General features: G+C 73.9%; 11 protein-coding genes and 1 pseudogene. 4 read left to right on the top strand and 8 right to left on the bottom strand.

The window, feature by feature from the left end; translation table 11 throughout:
* Nucleotides 1-2,301, top strand: a 2,301-nt coding sequence (locus tag MXD95_RS08335) for a putative bifunctional diguanylate cyclase/phosphodiesterase (RefSeq protein WP_374121989.1), incomplete at its 5' end; no start/stop codon positions are given.
* Here MXD95_RS08335 and MXD95_RS08330 read toward each other — a convergent pair.
* The 7 genes from MXD95_RS08330 to MXD95_RS28460 form a co-directional block, all read right to left on the bottom strand.
* On the bottom strand, nt 2,268-2,498 hold the full coding sequence (locus MXD95_RS08330; RefSeq protein ID WP_250639967.1) for a hypothetical protein: 231 nt from the start codon (nt 2,496-2,498) through the stop codon (nt 2,268-2,270). The two genes, MXD95_RS08335 and MXD95_RS08330, sit on opposite strands and share 34 nt — an antisense overlap.
* Entirely contained in the window at nt 2,495-3,253 is a 759-nt protein-coding gene (locus tag MXD95_RS08325) for an arsenate reductase/protein-tyrosine-phosphatase family protein (protein WP_250639966.1), read from the bottom strand. Before MXD95_RS08325 ends, MXD95_RS08330 begins: the two co-directional genes overlap by 4 nt.
* Nucleotides 3,250-3,954 (bottom strand): TylF/MycF/NovP-related O-methyltransferase, encoded by a 705-nt coding sequence (locus MXD95_RS08320; RefSeq protein ID WP_462166249.1) that lies wholly within the window; start codon nt 3,952-3,954, stop codon nt 3,250-3,252. Before MXD95_RS08320 ends, MXD95_RS08325 begins: the two co-directional genes overlap by 4 nt.
* A gap of 138 nt (nt 3,955-4,092) precedes the next feature.
* Complete coding sequence (locus MXD95_RS08315) at nt 4,093-4,605, bottom strand: hypothetical protein (protein WP_250639964.1); 513 nt, start codon at nt 4,603-4,605, stop codon at nt 4,093-4,095.
* Between the two features lie 260 nt (nt 4,606-4,865).
* Entirely contained in the window at nt 4,866-6,950 is a 2,085-nt protein-coding gene (locus tag MXD95_RS08310) for a heparinase II/III domain-containing protein (RefSeq protein ID WP_250639963.1), read from the bottom strand.
* Nucleotides 6,947-7,945 (bottom strand): NAD-dependent epimerase/dehydratase family protein, encoded by a 999-nt coding sequence (locus MXD95_RS08305; RefSeq protein WP_250639962.1) that lies wholly within the window; start codon nt 7,943-7,945, stop codon nt 6,947-6,949. The genes MXD95_RS08310 and MXD95_RS08305 overlap by 4 nt, the downstream gene beginning before the upstream one ends.
* The gene (locus tag MXD95_RS28460) at nt 7,942-9,153 is read right to left on the bottom strand and encodes an MraY family glycosyltransferase (RefSeq protein ID WP_285223562.1); all 1,212 of its coding nucleotides are present in this window, start codon (nt 9,151-9,153) and stop codon (nt 7,942-7,944) included. Before MXD95_RS28460 ends, MXD95_RS08305 begins: the two co-directional genes overlap by 4 nt.
* A 243-nt stretch (nt 9,154-9,396) precedes the next feature.
* Here MXD95_RS28460 and MXD95_RS08295 point away from each other — a divergent pair, with 243 nt between their 5' ends.
* On the top strand, nt 9,397-11,832 hold the full coding sequence (locus tag MXD95_RS08295; protein WP_250639961.1) for a bi-domain-containing oxidoreductase: 2,436 nt from the start codon (nt 9,397-9,399) through the stop codon (nt 11,830-11,832).
* 246 nt (nt 11,833-12,078) lie between these two features.
* Here MXD95_RS08295 and MXD95_RS08290 read toward each other — a convergent pair whose 3' ends face one another.
* Nucleotides 12,079-13,281: an RCC1-like domain-containing protein gene (locus MXD95_RS08290; protein ID WP_250639960.1), complete on the bottom strand. Its 1,203-nt coding sequence runs from the start codon at nt 13,279-13,281 to the stop codon at nt 12,079-12,081.
* Between the two features lie 343 nt (nt 13,282-13,624).
* Between MXD95_RS08290 and MXD95_RS08285 the strand changes: the two genes are divergently transcribed.
* Both MXD95_RS08285 and MXD95_RS08280 read left to right on the top strand, forming a co-directional pair.
* Complete coding sequence (locus MXD95_RS08285; protein ID WP_250639959.1) at nt 13,625-15,103, top strand: nucleotide sugar dehydrogenase; 1,479 nt, start codon at nt 13,625-13,627, stop codon at nt 15,101-15,103.
* 340 nt (nt 15,104-15,443) lie between these two features.
* A pseudogene (locus MXD95_RS08280) lies at nt 15,444-16,204 on the top strand (hypothetical protein); the annotation flags it as partial.

Raw genomic sequence — 16,204 nt, 5'->3', positions numbered from 1 at the left:
CCCCCCCCCCCCCCCCCCCCCCCCCCCCCCCCCCCCCCCCCCCCCCCCCCCCCCCCCCCCCCCCCCCCCCCGGCCGGCCCGGCAAGGCTCACCGGGCCGGCGACCGAGTCCGCCGGGCCGGTGGCGGCGCCCGCGCCCGAGCAGGCGGTGGGCACCGGGCAGGACCCGGAGCGCGGGGCGGCTGCCGGTCCGGTCCGCATCGTCTGCCGCGCGGTCCTCGCGGCTCTCGCTCTCGCCGGGATCGTCGTCGTATGTCTCATGCAGACCGGTGCCCGGCGCGGCTCGTTCCCCAGCGGGGCGGCAACGGACGGATCCGGGCTCGCGGTGACCGTGGTGTCGGCCCTCACCGCCTCGCTGGGCACGCTCGCACTGACTGCCGCCGCATGTGGCCTCACGCGGCTCCTCGGTCGACCAGCGTCCGGCAGCGACCGCGCGGGACGTTCGCATCCAGGCGCTTCCTCTCCTGGCCAGGCCCGTGCGGGTCGCTGCCATGAACGTCACGGCCATGAGGGCGGCAGTCAGGATGACAGTCATCAGGGCCATGGCCATCCGGTTCGGTCGCATCCGGGTCGCCAGCAGCTGGGGGGCGGACACGGCTGGCGACGCCCGCCCGGCCGCGACGAGCTCACCGGTCTGCCGGACCGGCGGTATCTGCTGGACGTGGCCGCCCGCTGGCTGGGCGGGGGAGGGCACCGCTCTCGCGGCGTCGCCACGGTCGGCCTGCTGCTACTCGACCTCGACGGCATGCGGGACATCAATTTGGCCTTGGGGCACGAGCAGGGCGACCGGCTGCTGGCCGCCGTCGGGCGGCGGCTGCGGGCCGCGCTGCCCGCGTCGACCCTGCTCGCTCGGGTCGACGGCGACGCGTTCGCGGTCCTGCTGCGTGGGGTCGACGCAGACCGCTGCGCCCAGCTCGCCGCGGACCTGCGCGCCGCGCTTGAGCCCCCCGTCGTACTGGCCGGCACCCCGGTACGGCCCGATGCGAGCATCGGCATCGCCCGCTCCTCCCAGCACGGTCGAACCCCACTTGAGTTGCTGCGGCATGCGGAGGAGGCCATGCATGCGGAGAAAGGAGCCCGCGGTGGGCAGTCCGTCCGCACTCCCTGCCCGCCGGCCGTCAACCGGGCCCGACTGCTGCTGCGCGCCGAGATACGCCAAGCCTTCGACCGTGGCCAGATCGAGCTGAGTTACCAGCCCAAGGCCGACCTGCGCAGCGGGCGGATCAGTGGGGTCGAGGCGCTGGTGCGCTGGCGTCATCCCGTCGACGGGGTGCGCGAACCCGGCGCGTTCCTCACCGAGGTCGACCGGGCCGGACTCATGCCGCGACTCACCCAGCATGTGCTCGAGCAGGCGCTGACCGACTGTGCACGGTGGCGGGCCGGAGGCGCGAGCCTCACTGTCTCGGTGAACGTTCCCGCATCCGTCATCGTCGAAGGATCCTTCGTCGACGTGGTGCGCACCGCCCTCGCCCGCCATTGCCTCCCATCCTCGGCGCTGGTCGTCGAGCTCACCGAGGACACCCTGGTGGAAGCCCGGGACGTGGCCCGGCGCACCCTCGCGGGTCTGCGCCGACACGGCGTGCGGGTCAGCCTCGATGACTACGGCACCGGCTTCTGCTCCCTGACCTATCTGCGGGACCTGCCCGCGGACGAGGTGAAACTCGACCGCACGTTCCTGCGTGACCTCGACCGGGACCCGGCGGCGGCCGAGATAGTCCGCTCGACCGTCCTCCTCGCCCACGCGCTGCGGATGCGGATCGTCGCGGAAGGCGTGGAGACGCAGCGTTCCTGGCAGGCTCTCGCCGACTGGCAGTGCGATGAGGTGCAGGGATTCTTCGTGGCGGGTCCGATGGCGGGCGACCGTGTCGTCGTCTGGCTGCGTGAATGGGCCGCCCGGATGACCAGCCGCCCGGTGCTGCCCGCCCCGGCCGCTGGCCCGCCCTCCGCACTGTCCGCCCAGGCCGCCATACCCGTCCTGGGACCGGCAGCCGCGGTGGTCGGCCCCGGCCCGGCGGCCACCATGTCCGCCTTCACCTCGGCGGCGCTGCCACTGTCGGCTCCAACCCCGCCGGCGGCCTCGGTGACCATGCCAGCTTCGGTGACCATGCCAGCTTCGGTGACCATGCCAGCTTCGGTGACCATGCCGGCCATGCCGGTTTCGGCCGCGGTCTCGGCACCCATGACGCCGGCCACGTCGGCCGGGACGGCGATGCACGGGACGGCGACGCACGGGACGGCGATGTCGGGCGCGGCCCGGTGGGCCGCCGGCTACCGGGTGCCGGCCGACCGGGCTGCGTCCTGATCTCGGCCGAACCCCAGCGTGCCCCGGGCGCCCACGGTGGCCTCGGCGTCCAGGCGGAGGGTGAGCTCGGCGGTCGCCCGGATCTCCCGGGTGGTCTCACCGCCGGTGCCGGCGAGGACGCGGGCGTAGATGTCCCGGTACATGACGGTCTCGTCGAGGAACCCGTCGAGCCAGCGGTCGCCGACGAGGATCCTCACCCGCGGTCCGGGCCGTGTCCGGCCGGGTCCGACGTGCGTTCACCGTTCCGGCTGCGCCGTGGGGCCGGCACGATGGCGCCGAGGCTGGGGCCGTCGCGCCGGGTCTGGCTCGCCTGCGAGAGGAGCGACATCGGTCCGCACAGGGCCTCGTCGATCATCGCGGCACAGGCCTCGAACCGGTGCCGGTTCTCGCCGAGGGGATCGGTCAGATCGTCGATCTCGGCCGGGACGACCCGGCCCGCCGCCCGGGCGCGCAAAGCGGCGGCGACCAGCAGCTCGCCGGCGGGACGCACCGATCCGACCGGCAGGTCGGCGAGACGTACCGCCGAGGTCAGCCGGGCGAACTCGCGCAGTGTGAAGGAGCGGCGCAGTGCTCGCGGGCTCAGGGTGACGACCGCCGAGCGGTGTTCCCGCGTCGCGCAGAGCACCAGATCGCTGGATTCGACCAGGTCGACGGTGAGGTGTCGGCTCTGGAACCCGGCGGGGTCCACGCCGCGGGCCCGCAACAGTTCGGCGGCGTTGTGCTCCATGGCCTCACCGGTCCGGGCGTGCAGGCCGGCGCTGGCGATCACGATGCCTTCGGCGCCGGCACGGCCGACCGGGCCGGTTCGGGCGAGGGAACCGGTTCGGGTGGAGAAACCGGCCGGGGCGGAAAAATAGCTGGCGGCGAGATGCTGCGCCATCGGGGAGCGGCAGAGGTTTCCGGTGCAGACCATCAGAACGGTCCACGGGCCGCCGCGGGGGAAGGCGCTCATGACCCGGGGGTGGCGATCGAACCAAGCACGGCGGACGCGTCGTGCCGGGCGGTCGGGACCGCGGGTTCGCAACCCGCCCGCCGAAGGGCCGGATCCGTCGAGACGGCGCCGCGGCGCCAGTAGACGCCGGTCCAGTCGCCGTCCAGGCGCAGCACGGCCAGCCGATCGATGGGCGCCTTCGGCAGGGTGTCGCGGAACCAGCCGGGCAGGAACCGGACCCGCTCGTCGAGCAGGCCGTACCGGCGGAAGTTGTCCTGCACCTGGTCGATCGAGACAGGGAGCGTGCGGTGCTGATGGTGCTGGTCGCCGGCCCCGTAGGTGGCGAGCACGCCCTGCATGAGGATGCAGGCGCCGCCGCGCCACACACCGATCTCGATCAGGTCGCCCGGAACCTCGTCCCGGATGATCATCTCGACGCATTCCTGCAGGTTGCGCATCCGGCGCTCGCCGATCCTCGTGTGCGCGAGGCGAGGCCAGTCCCGCCCGTCGCCCCGAAACTCCGGCGCGGTCCGTCGGATGATCTCCATGTCCTGCCGATGGACGGCCCGAGCGACCATCCGCCGAGCGCCCCCCCGTGGCTCCCACGCGCTGCCGTCCCCGCCGTCCCACAGGGAGAACGTCAGCGTTGAACGAAGCAGGTCGAGGTAGCGCGCGGTGGAGTCGGGCGGGTCCGGGCGAGTGGGGGTGTTCATGGTCATCATTGCTCCTGGAAAGGTCTGTTCTCCTGGGATGGACGGTCCTGCGCGGGGGACCGGGCCCGCGGACGGACAGCCGCCGCGCGCCGCGTGATCGACGATGTCGTCCGTGCTGGTGACCGGCGCGGGCTACGCCGGAGGTCATCATGGCCGGCGGGCCGCCCGGGGTGGTCCGGGGAGCGGGAATGCGCACGGAGTGGGACAGCGCCGCCCGCGGGCTCGTCGCCTCGGCGTCCGCTCGGCCGGTCGTCGCCGTGCTGGCGCCCGCCGGGCCGCGGCCGGTCCCGTCCGCGCGGGCCGTTCGGGCGAGCAGACCGCCACTCCGTAGAACGCGACCTGTCGGGCCGGCCGGAACGTCGCCACGAGCACCATGTCGAGCCGGTAGATGAGCTGCGCCCCGACGACCGTCCCGTAGGCGCCGAGCGCGCCGAGCGCGCTGAGGGCGAACGCCCGCGAGGGCAGCGGGCCCGAACGGCCCTGGCGCAGCACCTGCAGGTGGTAGACCAGCGGCGGCACCAGCGAGGTCAGCGCCAGCGCGCCCAGCCACCACCGCGGATCGCGCTGGCCGCTGGCCGTGTGCGTGACGGCCCTCATGGCGGCCCCAGCGGCGGCCGCCGTGGGATGGTCCGTGGTCTCGGTGGTACTGGGTTGGGTCATCAGCTGGTTGCCGGTCCCCGGCGGCGTCCGAGCGGGTGGAACGGTCGCGTTCCCGCCGGCTCCGTTCTGGACGTCATCGGTGCGACCTGCCTCCCCGCTGACCGCCGGAACCACCCGGACGCCCGCGCATCGGGCCTTTCGGACAGCCTTCCATCACCATAAGTGTTCATTATCAAACGTACTGTAGGCATGTGTCGCGGCTTCGTGGCGGCGCCGCGCCGAGCTCAGGCCGGATGACCCCGGTGCCGGCCTGACCGGGGTCAGGCCTGGCGGGTGGCCGATCTGCTGGTGTCGGACGGTGCCGGTCTGGCGGCGGGGACGCGGACCGGGCGCGAACAGAGACCAAGGATTGTCTCCACCGTGACGGGCAGTGTCGCGTCGATGGTCAACTCGGCGCTGAGCGCGGGGACCGTGCGTTCCCAGCCGATCGCGCGCGCGGTGGTGCGCACTCGCCACTGTCCGGGGACACCGGTGCGCAGCTCCAGGCGCCGACCGTTGGACAGCGCGAGCACGGGATCCACGGTGGCGTCACGAGCCGCGGCGCTCGAGGGGAGGGCGTCACGTGGTGCGGTGCCGGGAGAGCCGGCGCCGCGGGGCATGGCGCTGGCAGCGCCGGCCGCGGGAGCGCGGACGGTGATGTCCGGTGCGAGGGTGATACCGGCAGCGAAGTGGAAGCGCACCGTGAGGCGGTGGCGACCGGTGCCGCTGACCCGGTCGCGCACCACCAGCCCGTGCCGGTCCAGGCGCCAGTGGCGCTGGTGGCGTGGCGCGCCGGGCAGATACCGGTAACCGTCGTGGCCGGCGCTGAGAGTGACGGCAGTCGGGCCGCGGTGCAGCGTGGCCGCACTCGGGTGGGCACGCCGGCCGGCCCGGAACGCACCCCAGACCTCGGTCGAGTCGGCATCGTCGAGCGTCACCGTCGAGTGGGCGGCCGTGCCGCGTTCGCGATCGCGGCGCGGACCGGGTGCGTAGGTGGAGGTGGCCGGGTCGACCAGCACGGGAACGCCGTCCAGCCAGAGCAGAAAGCCGAGCGTGTCCGCATGGGCGTGGGCCGGCAGATCGTCCGGGCAGGGCAGCCCCACGTCGGCGAGCAGGTGCCAGCCACCGGCGGTGAGCACGGCAAGCCCACTGTCGGGCAACAGCACCGCATCGGGGACGCCTCCAACGGTGGACGCCGTCGCCGCGCCGGCGCCGGTCCCGCGCAGGGCCACGGCCTCAGCGGCTCCCGCCGCGGTACGCGGGCCGGTCCGTGGCCGGACGCCGGCGGGTGGGGCTTCGACGGGTGGGGCTTCGGTGGATGGGGCGCGGTCGGTCGGGGCGCAGTCGGGCAGCAGGCGGCGCAGCAGTGTCCGCGGGACCGGGAATCCGTCGTTGAGCAGGGGGACCGTGCCGTCTGGGCCGAGGACGGTGGCGAGCCACCGGCGCATCCGGACGGTCGCGTCGGACAGCTCGTCCGGCACCGGACGACCGGCGGCGCTCAGCAGGCCCGCGACGTCGTCGAGGTCGGCGAGGACCTGGCAGTGGTAGGCGGGGGTCCGCTCGTGGTGGCCGCCGTCGGCGAGGATCTGCCGGTCGATCTGCCGGAGCAGGGCGTCCAGGCGGCGGCGCAGTCCGTGGCGGTCACCCGCCGCGATCTCGAGGGCGACCAGGGCCTTGAGATTCTTCATCAGGTGGTTGCCGCCGACATCGGTTTCCTGGTGGGCGCGCAGGAAGGCGTGCAGGGTGCCGAGGTCCGCCCGCAGGACGTCGTGCAGCACGGCCGCGGTGGCACCGGCCCGGGCCGTGGGGGTGATGCCGTTCGCGGGTACGGAGGTGAGCGTCGATGCGGGTGCCAGCACCGGGTGCAGGGCGCACAGAGTCCAGGCCCGCAGCGAGGCGACGTACGGTGACCAGGCGACCGGATGGCCGAGCGGAGTCGCCGTACGCCAGTCCAGGTAGAGCCGGGTGAACGTGGCCCGGCCCCGCATGCCGTCGCCAGCCAGCGCCCAGGCCCAGTCCCAGTAGTGCAGGTGATAGCGCCACAGCAACGGCGCGCCGGCCTGCTCCCAGTCCAGGCGGTCGGGCCGGCCCTGGGTGAGGTTGCGGGCGTGGCCGAGCAGGCTGATCCGGCCGCGTGCGAGGTCCTCGGCGCTCGGTCCCGCGGCGGGGCACTGCCCGTCGAGTGGGACGAAGCCCGTCGGCCAGTAGCCGGGTGTCGCCCGGGTGCGCAGCAACGCGGTCGCCGTCCGGGGCGCCTGGCTCAGCCCGACGCGCTGCGCCCGCAACCGGCCACGGGCGACGATCTGACCGGGTCGCAGGTGGGCGAGGGTGCGCAGATAGCGGCCGACCTCCGCGGGCGTGCTCACGCCGGCGCCCCGGCGCCGGTGGGGCCGCTCGCGTGCGCCCTGTCCGCGGCCTCGTCCGCGGCGCCCCGCGCCTCGGCGGCAAGCTGATCCCAGGCGGCGCGGCCCAGCGGCGGCGCGAAGCCGCGGGTGCCCAGCCAGCCGGACTGCTGGGCCTGCCCGAACAGCAGCAGCTCCGCGCGCCGGCACACCGCGCCCAGCGGCGCCAGCCACTGCCCGGTCGGTTCGGCCATGCCCAGCAGGGACCGCACCAGCGCCGTCGGCAGGACGCACAGCGGCCGGCCCGGGGCGAACGTCTCGTAGAGCGTGCGCACCGTGTGTCCTTCATGCGGATGCGCGACGACGAAGGGGGCGTGCTCGGCGCGGAGGATCGCGGCGACGGCGGCGCCGATGTTGCCGACCAGGGCGACCGGTACGGGCTGGTTGCCGTCCCCGCAGGTCACGAGGGGAAAACGGCGGCAGAACGCGGCGAACGCCGCGGTCATGTGTCGTCCGGGGCCGTGCACCGAGGGCGGGCGGTAGATGGTGATGTCGAGCTGCCCGCCTTCGGCGGCATCGCGCAGCAGCTGCTCGCCGAGCGTTTTCGAACGCCCGTACGGCGTCACCGGCGCGTAGTGCAGCGTCTCATCCAGCAGGTGGGCACGGCCCTGCACGGCCGCGGTCGACAGGTGCACCAGACGGGCCACCCCGGCAAGCTCGCAGGCCTCGGCGAGCAGGCGTGGCCAGGCGGCGTTGCCGCCGACGAGGGCCGGGGTCAGCGCCGCTCCGGACGTGGCCACGCCGGCCGCGTTCACGACGGCGTCGACGCCGTCGAGTTCGGCGGCGAGGCTCGCCCGGTGCACGCGGCCGGCGGACCAGGCCGAGCCGGTGAGCGTCTCGGCGTCGACCCACAGCCGGCGCGCCCGCCGGGCCAGCACCTCGTGCCCGGCCTGGCGCAACGCCGTCGCGCTCGCCGTGCCGATGAACCCGCTGGCACCGAACACCGCCACCCGGCTCATGACGCCTCCTGCCCGGGCGGCCTGACGGACGGCGGCGCTGCTGCTGGCGGCGGCGCCGCGCGGGCGGGGGTCCCTGGCGGCGCCGTGCGCTGGGCGGGCAGCGTGGGTGTGGCGGATGACGTGGGCAGGCCGGCGCCTGGCTGGCCGGCGCCTGCACGACCGGCCGACGGCTGTCTGTCGGCTTGGTGCCCGTCGGCGGGGTGGCCGGCGACCCAGCGGGGAAGGGCGAGGTAGCCGGCCAGCGCGAGACCCGCGACCGCGTCCGCCCCCAGCCGTCCCGGCGGCGGGCCGAAGGAGGCGAGCGACAGCGCGACGACAAGCCCGCTCGTGCCGGCCACCAGGCCGGTGACCCGCGCGTGGGACCAGCCGGCGATGGTGAGGCGCTGGTAGGCGTGGGAGCGGTGCGCGGTGTGCCAGGGCTCGCCCGCCCGCACCCGCCGGACCAGGGTCGCCGAGGTGTCGGCCAGGTACAGGGCACTGGGGGCGAGTGCGGCCTCGATGGGGACACCGGCGAGCACCGCCTGTGCGGTGAGCACGGCGACGACCGCGCCGAAGGTGTAGCTGCCCACGTCGCCGAGGAAGACCCGGGCGCGCGGAAAGTTGTAGGGCAGGAATCCCAGGGCCACGGCGGCCACGAGGATGCCGCCGGCGCTGACGGCCGCCGCGTCACGGACGGCGCCGAGCACGGCGAGCGTGGCGCCGGAAAGCGCCGCACTCACGCCGGAGATGCCGTTGATGCCGTCCATGAAGTTGAAGACGTTGACGAAACCGGTGATCCATAGTGGTGCACACACGGTGACCACGAGGACGGCCGCGATGCCAGGCGTCGGCTCGCCGAGCACGGCGGCGAGCACCGCCAGGACCGTGACGACGAACGAGGCGGCGGTCTGCAGGGCCAGCCGGCGCATCGCCCTCACCCCGCCGACGTCCTCGGCCAGCCCGATCAGTCCGAACAGGGCCGCCGCCGCCGTCAGCGGCAACAGGTTCGGACCGCCGTGGCCGTGGGTGAGCACGGCGGTGAGTACGCCGACGAACAGCCCGAGCACGATGGCGACCCCTCCGCCGCGCGCCGTCGGCGCCTGGTGCGACGACCGAGGCGTGACCTCGTCGATGGCGGCGAGCCGGCGCATCGAGACGAGGACGGCGGGGGTCGTCACCAGCGTGAAGGCGCACGCGGCGACGCAGGCTGCGACGGGCGCTGTCTGCATGCCGTTCCTCCGGCTCTGACACGTCGGCTGATCGTCGAGCGGCGTTCATCGCTGAATGTAATGCATCAACTACACTCCGATGTGAGATGTGGGCCGCGGGTGTCCCGCCGCGGCGCGGCGACCACGCATCCGTCCACCGACCCCGCCCTCGTCGGACTCGCCACCGGCCCCCGTCCGTGGATCGGCGCCTGCCGGTCCGTGTACGTCGATCTGTGTACGTCGACCTGGTCCGGAGGGTGCGCGATGAAACAGGTGGTGCAGGCGGCGTCCGGGGGGCCGGTGCGAGTCGTGGACGTCCCGGTGCCGGTGATCGGACCCACCGAGGTGCTGGTGGCCACGGTCGCCACGATCGTGTCCGCCGGCGCCGAGCGGGCCGTGACGGATCTGGCCCTGGCGGGTCTGGTGGCCAAGGCACGGGCCCGTCCGGACCTGGTGCGCAAGGTCGCGACGAAGGCCCGCACCGACGGCCTGCGCCAGGCCGTGCGCACGGTGCGTGATCGGCTGGGCAGCGACGTTCCCCTCGGCTACAGCGGCTGCGGGTGGGTGGTCGAGGTCGGCACGGCGGTCGCCGGCATCCGTGCCGGCGACCTGGTCGCCACCGGCGGGGCCGGGCGGGCGAACCACGCCGAGTACCAGGCGGTGCCGGGCTTGCTGTGCGCCCGGGTGCCCGACGGGGTCGAGGCCGGCGCGGCGGCGTTCGCGACGATCGCGTCCATCGCGCTGCACGGCCTGCGCCTGGCCGAGGTCGGGCCGGGCAGTCGGCTGGTCGTCGTCGGGCTGGGCCTCGTCGGCCAGCTCGCCGCCCGCCTCGCGCTTGCCAGCGGGTGCGAGGTGGCCGGCGTCGACCTGGCCGAGCTGCCCCTGGCCACCGCCCGGGCGGCCGGAGTGGTCGCGCATGCCGAGGCCGGGGAGACGACCACCGCGGCCGTGCGGGACTGGAGCCGGGGGCGCGGCGCGGACGCGGTGCTGGTCTGCGCGGCGGGCCACTCGGCCGAGCCGGTGATGCGTTCGACCGCGCTCGCCCGCGACCGGGCGCAGCTCGTCGTCATCGGAGACGTGGGGCTCGACCTTGCCCGCACCCCGTTCTACGACAAGGAGCTGACCGTCCGCTTCGCCCGCTCCTACGGGCCGGGCCGCTACGAGCGCGGCTATGAGGACTGGGGCGTCGACTATCCGGCCGGGCAGGTGCGCTGGACCGAGGGACGCAACCAGGAAGCCGTCCTCGATCTGCTCTGCGCCGGGCGGCTGCGGGTCGACGACCTGGTCACGCACACGTTCCCGGTCGACGAGGCGCCGAAGGCCTACGAGCTGGTCGCCGCCCGCGCCGAGCCCCACCTCGCGATCCGCTTCGACTATCCCTCGCACCCCGGCGCCGACACCGCGGCCGGCGCCGACACCGCATCGGGTGCCGGCGTGGACGACGTGCGGCCGGGTGCGCAGGGCACGGGAGACCGTCCCGCCGAGACGCACACGCGAGGCCAGCGGGCGCAGCGCAGTGCGGGGGACGGCCCCGCGGGCAGGCTGCGGCCGCGACTGCGGGTGCCGCGCCAGCGGGGGGCCGCAGCGGCCCGCCGCGGCAGCCGGGTGGGCTGGATCGGCGCGGGTGCGTTCTCCGGCGCGGTGCTGCTCCCCGCCTTCCGCGCCGCCGGGTTCGACCAGTTCGTCACCGTGGCCTCGGCCGGTGGACGCTCGGCGCGGGCCTTCGCCGACCGCTACGGGTTCGCGGGCGCCACGGCCGGGGCCGACGCGGTGCTCGACGACGACGACATCGACGTCGTGGTCATCGCCACCCCGCACGCCACGCACGCCGAACTCGCCGTGCGTGCGCTCGAACGAGGCCGGCACGTGTGGTGCGAGAAGCCGCTGGCGCTCACCGTCGACGAGCTCGACCGGGTGGAACGCGCCGTGGCCACGGGCGGCGGTGCGCTGGTCGTCGGCTACAACCGGCGGTTCTCCCCGGGCCTGGGTGCCGCCCGCGCGGCGTTCGAGCACCGGTCGGGCCCGCTCAGCGTGGTCTACCGCGTCGCCGCCGGCCCCGTCCCCGCCGGTCACTGGTACCACGACCGGAGGCAGGGTGGCCGGCTGCTGGGCGAGGTGTGCCACTTCGTTGATGCCTGTTCGGCACTCGTTGCCAGCCCCGTCGACGCCGTGGCGGCCGTCGCCGGGCGCGGCGGCGAGCTGCTGCTCGCCGCGGATCTGGCCGTCACACTGCGACACGTCGACGGCTCGCTGTCGACGATCGCCTACAGCTGCGCGCAGCCTCGGACTGCGCGCGAGGAGAAGGTGGAGGCGCTCGCCGGTGGCCGCCAGGTCCACCTTGACGACTATCGCGAGCTGATCGTCGACGGCCGTTCGGTGTGGCGCGGAGCCCAGAACAAGGGACACCGCGAGGCCGCCGCGGCGTTCCTGCGGATGTGCCGGGGCGGCGACACCGGTATCACCGTCGACCTACTCGCCTCCAGCCGCGCGACGCTCGCCGCCGCCGACGCGCTCGGCGTCGAGTCCGTCCGTCCCATACCGCGGACCGTCGGTGCCGTGGATGCCGTGGATGCCGTCCCCGAGGACACGGCCCGAATCGACACTGCACGTGGCGACACGGTTCGCGGTGAGGACGGCTTCGATGGCCTCGGCCCCGGGGGCGCCGAAGCCGTGCCTGAGGCGTCCTCCGCGCAGGTCTGAATCCGCGCCCGCCTGTTTCCGTGCTCGCCTGTTTCCGTGCCCGCCAGTCCCACCAGCGAATACCATCATCCGTCGGCCTGGCGCCTGGGCCTGCGCGGGCAGCCGGGCCAACCTCTGACGTCGGATCGGACTGGCCTCCGGGGTCGGTCATGGGGGACCGACCCCAGAGGCCATCCGTATGGCGGTGAACCGGCCGGGTCGCCGCCGTTCAGCTGGTCGCGGCGGGTGGGCGGGAGGTGTCGCTCATCATTCCCAGGTGCCCAGCAGCGTGTAGCCGCTGAATCCGCCCCCGGCGATGTCCTCGGCCCGGGCGGCGCCGCTCACCTGCACGGGGCGCAGGCTGTAGGGAGGCGTCGTGGTGCTGTTGCCGAGCTGCCCGTAGTAGTTGCTGCCCCAGGCCCATACCGTTCCGTCCCAGCGCAGGGCGTATCCGCTGAAGCTGCCGGCGGACAGGCCGATCACGCCATCGAGGCCGGTGGAGCCGCTGACCTGTACCGGTTCCAGAGCACTCTCGTCGTCGCCGTTGCCGAGCTGACCGGTGTTCCCCAGGCCCCAGGCCCAGGCGGTGCCGTCCCGGAGCAGCGCGTACCCGGTGTTGCCCTCGCTGCTGGCGGCGATGGCGGTCACCCCGTGGAGGTTGTGCACGGCGACGGGCAGCGGGTGGGTGGTCGTCGTGCCGTCACCGAGCTGCCCGTGCTCGTTCTCGCCCCAGGCCCGGATGGTCCCGTCCCACAGCAACGCGTAGCCGCTCTCCTGGCCACCGGCGACCGCGCGAACCCCGTTGAGGCCGCTGACCTGGACGGGCACGTTGCTGTTGGTGAACGTGCCGTTGCCAAGCTGACCCTCGTCGTTGTATCCCCAGGCCCAGACGGTGCCGTCACCGCGCAGCGCGTAGCCGGTCGAGCCGCCGCTGGCGATGGCGATGATCCGGCTCAGGCCACTGACCCGGACGGGGACCCGGCTGGCGACGAAGGTGCCGTTGCCGAGCTGCCCGTAGTTGCTATACCCCCAGGCCCACACGGTGCCGTCCTGACGCAGGGCGTAGGCGTGGGCGCTGCCGCCGACGATGGCGGAGACCTGGGTCAGGCCGCTGACGCGTACGGGCACGGTGGTGTTGGTGGTGGTGCCGTTGCCGAGCTGCCCGTAGGCGTTGTAGCCCCAGGACCAGGGGCTGCCGTCCGCGGTGACGGCGTATCCGGAGTACCTGCCCGCGCCGATCCCCACGACGCGGCTCAGCCCGGTGAAGCCGCTGACCCGGACCGGCACGGAGCTGTTGGCGGTGGTGCCGTTCCCCAGTGCCCCAAGACCGTTGTATCCCCAGGACCACTCCGTGCCGGAGGCCGCCGCTGCCCAGGCCGGGGCGACCGCCACCGCAGCCGGCAGAACCACGAGGCCGGCGGCGGCCAGCGCGGCCGTTGCCACCCCAAGTCGTCTTCGTCGACGAAACATCGCTTACTCCTCAACAACCGTAGGTGCACCTTCGACACCCGCTGATTGCGGAGAGTAACTTTTCTTGACCTTCGTGGGGTCGACTGGATGGTCTGCGCGTTGCGCTGCGTGTCGACTCGTTGGCGCGAGTTGTGGCTGGCCGGCGCCGCGCCCCGGCGACCTCCGACCTCCGACCGGTGCCTTCGGCGATCTCCGCGGCGACCGGCATGACACCGCGGTTCGTGGATGACGGCCCTCGCCTGGGGCGTGTCGGGGTTGGGCGGGTCGCCGCGGTCGTGCCGTCCGGCGGAACACGTCCGGACCGCTACGTCGCTATGTGTAGTTGATACGCAACACTCAGCTCATGTCATCGAACAAGCTAGTGGTGATCGGGCAGGGGTACGTCGGTCTGCCGGTGGCGATGCGGGCTGTCGCCGCGGGCTGGCGTGTCGTCGGGGTGGAGATCGACATGAACCGGGCGGCGCGCCTGGCGGCCGGACGGTCGTACGTGGAGGACATCTCCGACGGCGAGCTGGAGGCGGCGCTGGCCAGCGGCCAGTACCTGCCGACCGCGGACTATGCGCGGGCCGACGGCTTCGACGTCGCCGTCATCACCGTGCCGACGCCGTTGCGGGAGGGCGCACCCGATCTGTCGTACATCGTCGACGCCGCGCAGGGGCTCGCCCCGTTGGTCCGCCCGGGGGCGACGGTGATCCTGGAGTCGACCACGTACCCGGGCACCACCGAGGAGCTGCTCGCCCCGCTGCTGGAGCAGGGCTCTGGGCTGCGGCCGGGCCTCGAATTCCACCTCGGGTACTCACCGGAGCGCATCGATCCCGGCAACCCGACCTGGAACCTGGGGAACACCCCCAAGGTCGTCTCCGGGATGAGCCCGGCATGCCGGTCGGCCGTGGCCGCCTTCTACGACAGCCTCGTCGAGCTGACCGTGCCGGTGGCCTCGACCCGAACCGCCGAACTCACGAAACTACTGGAGAACACCTTCCGGCACGTCAACATCGCGCTCGTCAACGAGCTGGCGATGTTCGCCCACGAGCTGGGCGTCGACGTCTGGGAGGCCATCGACGCGGCGTCGACAAAGCCGTTCGGCTACCTGCGTTTCACCCCAGGGCCGGGGGTTGGCGGGCACTGCCTGCCGATCGACCCGTCCTACCTGTCCTGGCGGGTGCGGCACAGCCTCGGGCGCAGCTTCCGCTTCGTTGAGCTCGCCAACGACGTCAACGACCACATGCCCGACCATGTGGTGCGCCGCGTCACCGAGATGCTCAACGCCCGCCACCAGGCAGTCGCCGGCAGCCGGGTGCTACTGCTCGGCCTCGCCTACAAGAAGAACACGGGGGACGCCCGGGAGTCGCCGTCCGCCCGGATCGCGGTCCTGCTCACCGAGCTCGGCGCCGACCTGCGTGCCGCGGACCCGCATGTCGATGCCGCCCGACTACCCGTGGAGGTGCCTCTCGTCGAGGCGAACGCGGACGAGCTGGCCGCCGCGGACCTCGTGGTCGTCCTCGTCGACCATGATGCGTTCGACCGTGACCTGGTGGCCCGGCATGCGCGGCTCGTCCTCGACACCCGTCGCTGGCTGCCCGGTCCGCACGGTACGCGGCGCCTGAGTCCGACGGGCGTCACGCCCGGCGCGACGCAGCGCCTTCCGTTCGATGACGGGCCCGTGGGCCTGGGAGATCAAGGGCCCGCTGATCAGGGGTTCGGCGAACGAGGCGGCGGGGTTGTGATCGGGGCGTCTGGCGCGAGTGGGCGCCGCGGTGCGGCGGTGCCGACACAGGCGCGACCGAGCGAAGACGTTCGTCTCGCCGTCGAGTCGCTCTGAGACGGCCGTACGACGACACGCCCGGAACTCACGTATGGAAGCCATCTACCTGCAAGCCCGGCGGGACAGCTCCCGTCGGATCGGCGCTGCGTCGCCGTGAGTCCAGGGCGGCACGGGATCGGGCGGGTGGGCTCACCTGCCTCACCCGCCCGATCCCGTTCGGCGTGCGGGGGATGGGACGGCTGTGGGGGATCGCGCGGGCGCGGGCGATGCGGCGGGGGGAAGGTGCGGTCGCACCGTCACGTCCGGACTCTCCGCGAGCAATCTATCTCTCTGTAGTTGGACGGTGGCTGTAGGTTGTGCACGTCCTGGAGGGGAGCAACGGCGATGGGCGGGCGGCATGCGAGTCGTGGTCGCGACAGAGGCACGGTTCCACCGGGACGCGCACGGCGTCGTCGTATCCCGCAACCCGAGCGAGGCCTATCGGCACTGGGCTTCCTACCTCACCGTTTTCCACGAGGTCATCGTCCTGGCCAGGGTCGGGCCCACGTTCGCGGACGTGTCGCCGGTCGACGCGGACGAGCACCGTCACGTCTGCTCCGCGACCGTCGCGCCCGGGACCGCGGGCAGCGGGGCCGTGGCGAGGCCGGCCGGGGCCGATCCGTCGGTGACCTCCTTCCCCGTGACCGGCGCGGGAGTGCGAGTGGTGGAGCTGCCGCCGTATCGGGGGTCGATCGGCTACCTGCGGACCCACCGCCGTCTGAGAAGTGCGGTGTCCGCGGGGTTCGGGCCGGGCGGGCTGCTCGCACCCACCCCCCGGCAACGCGGAGCCGGAGCCTCCTGCTGGTCGGAGCCGAGGCCGGCCACCGGAGGTCAGGCATCCGGTGAGCCGGCCACCGGAAAGGCGCAGTCCGGGCCGGCGGGGAGTGGTGGGCGTTCGCCGCACGTCATCGACACTCGCTACATAGCGGTGATGCCGGGACTGGTCGGGTCGACGCTCATCGCCGCGCTGTGCCGTCGCGGGCTGCCGTACGCCATGGAGATCATCGGGGATGCGGAGGCCGTCGCCGGAGGCATGTTCGGGGGGGGGGGGCGCCGCCCGGCCCGCCGCCCGCACCCCCCCCCGCCCCCCCCCCCCCCCCCCCGCGCCCCCCTCACACC

This window comes from Frankia sp. AiPa1 (genome assembly GCF_023243075.1).
Lineage (GTDB): Bacteria > Actinomycetota > Actinomycetes > Frankiales > Frankiaceae > Frankia.
This window is presented reverse-complemented; position numbering and strand designations above follow the sequence as displayed.

Bases quoted from the DNA above. Each gene is read 5' to 3' on its own strand.
- MXD95_RS08325 (WP_250639966.1), bottom strand. From the start codon at position 3,253: ATGAGCGCCTTCCCCCGCGGCGGCCCGTGGACCGTTCTGATGGTCTGC.
- MXD95_RS08320 (WP_462166249.1), bottom strand. From the start codon at position 3,954: ATGATGACCATGAACACCCCCACTCGCCCGGACCCGCCCGACTCCACC.
- MXD95_RS08315 (WP_250639964.1), bottom strand. From the start codon at position 4,605: ATGACCCAACCCAGTACCACCGAGACCACGGACCATCCCACGGCGGCC.
- MXD95_RS08305 (WP_250639962.1), bottom strand. From the start codon at position 7,945: ATGAGCCGGGTGGCGGTGTTCGGTGCCAGCGGGTTCATCGGCACGGCG.
- MXD95_RS28460 (WP_285223562.1), bottom strand. From the start codon at position 9,153: ATGCAGACAGCGCCCGTCGCAGCCTGCGTCGCCGCGTGCGCCTTCACG.
- MXD95_RS08295 (WP_250639961.1), top strand. From the start codon at position 9,397: ATGAAACAGGTGGTGCAGGCGGCGTCCGGGGGGCCGGTGCGAGTCGTG.
- MXD95_RS08290 (WP_250639960.1), bottom strand. From the start codon at position 13,281: ATGTTTCGTCGACGAAGACGACTTGGGGTGGCAACGGCCGCGCTGGCC.
- MXD95_RS08285 (WP_250639959.1), top strand. From the start codon at position 13,625: ATGTCATCGAACAAGCTAGTGGTGATCGGGCAGGGGTACGTCGGTCTG.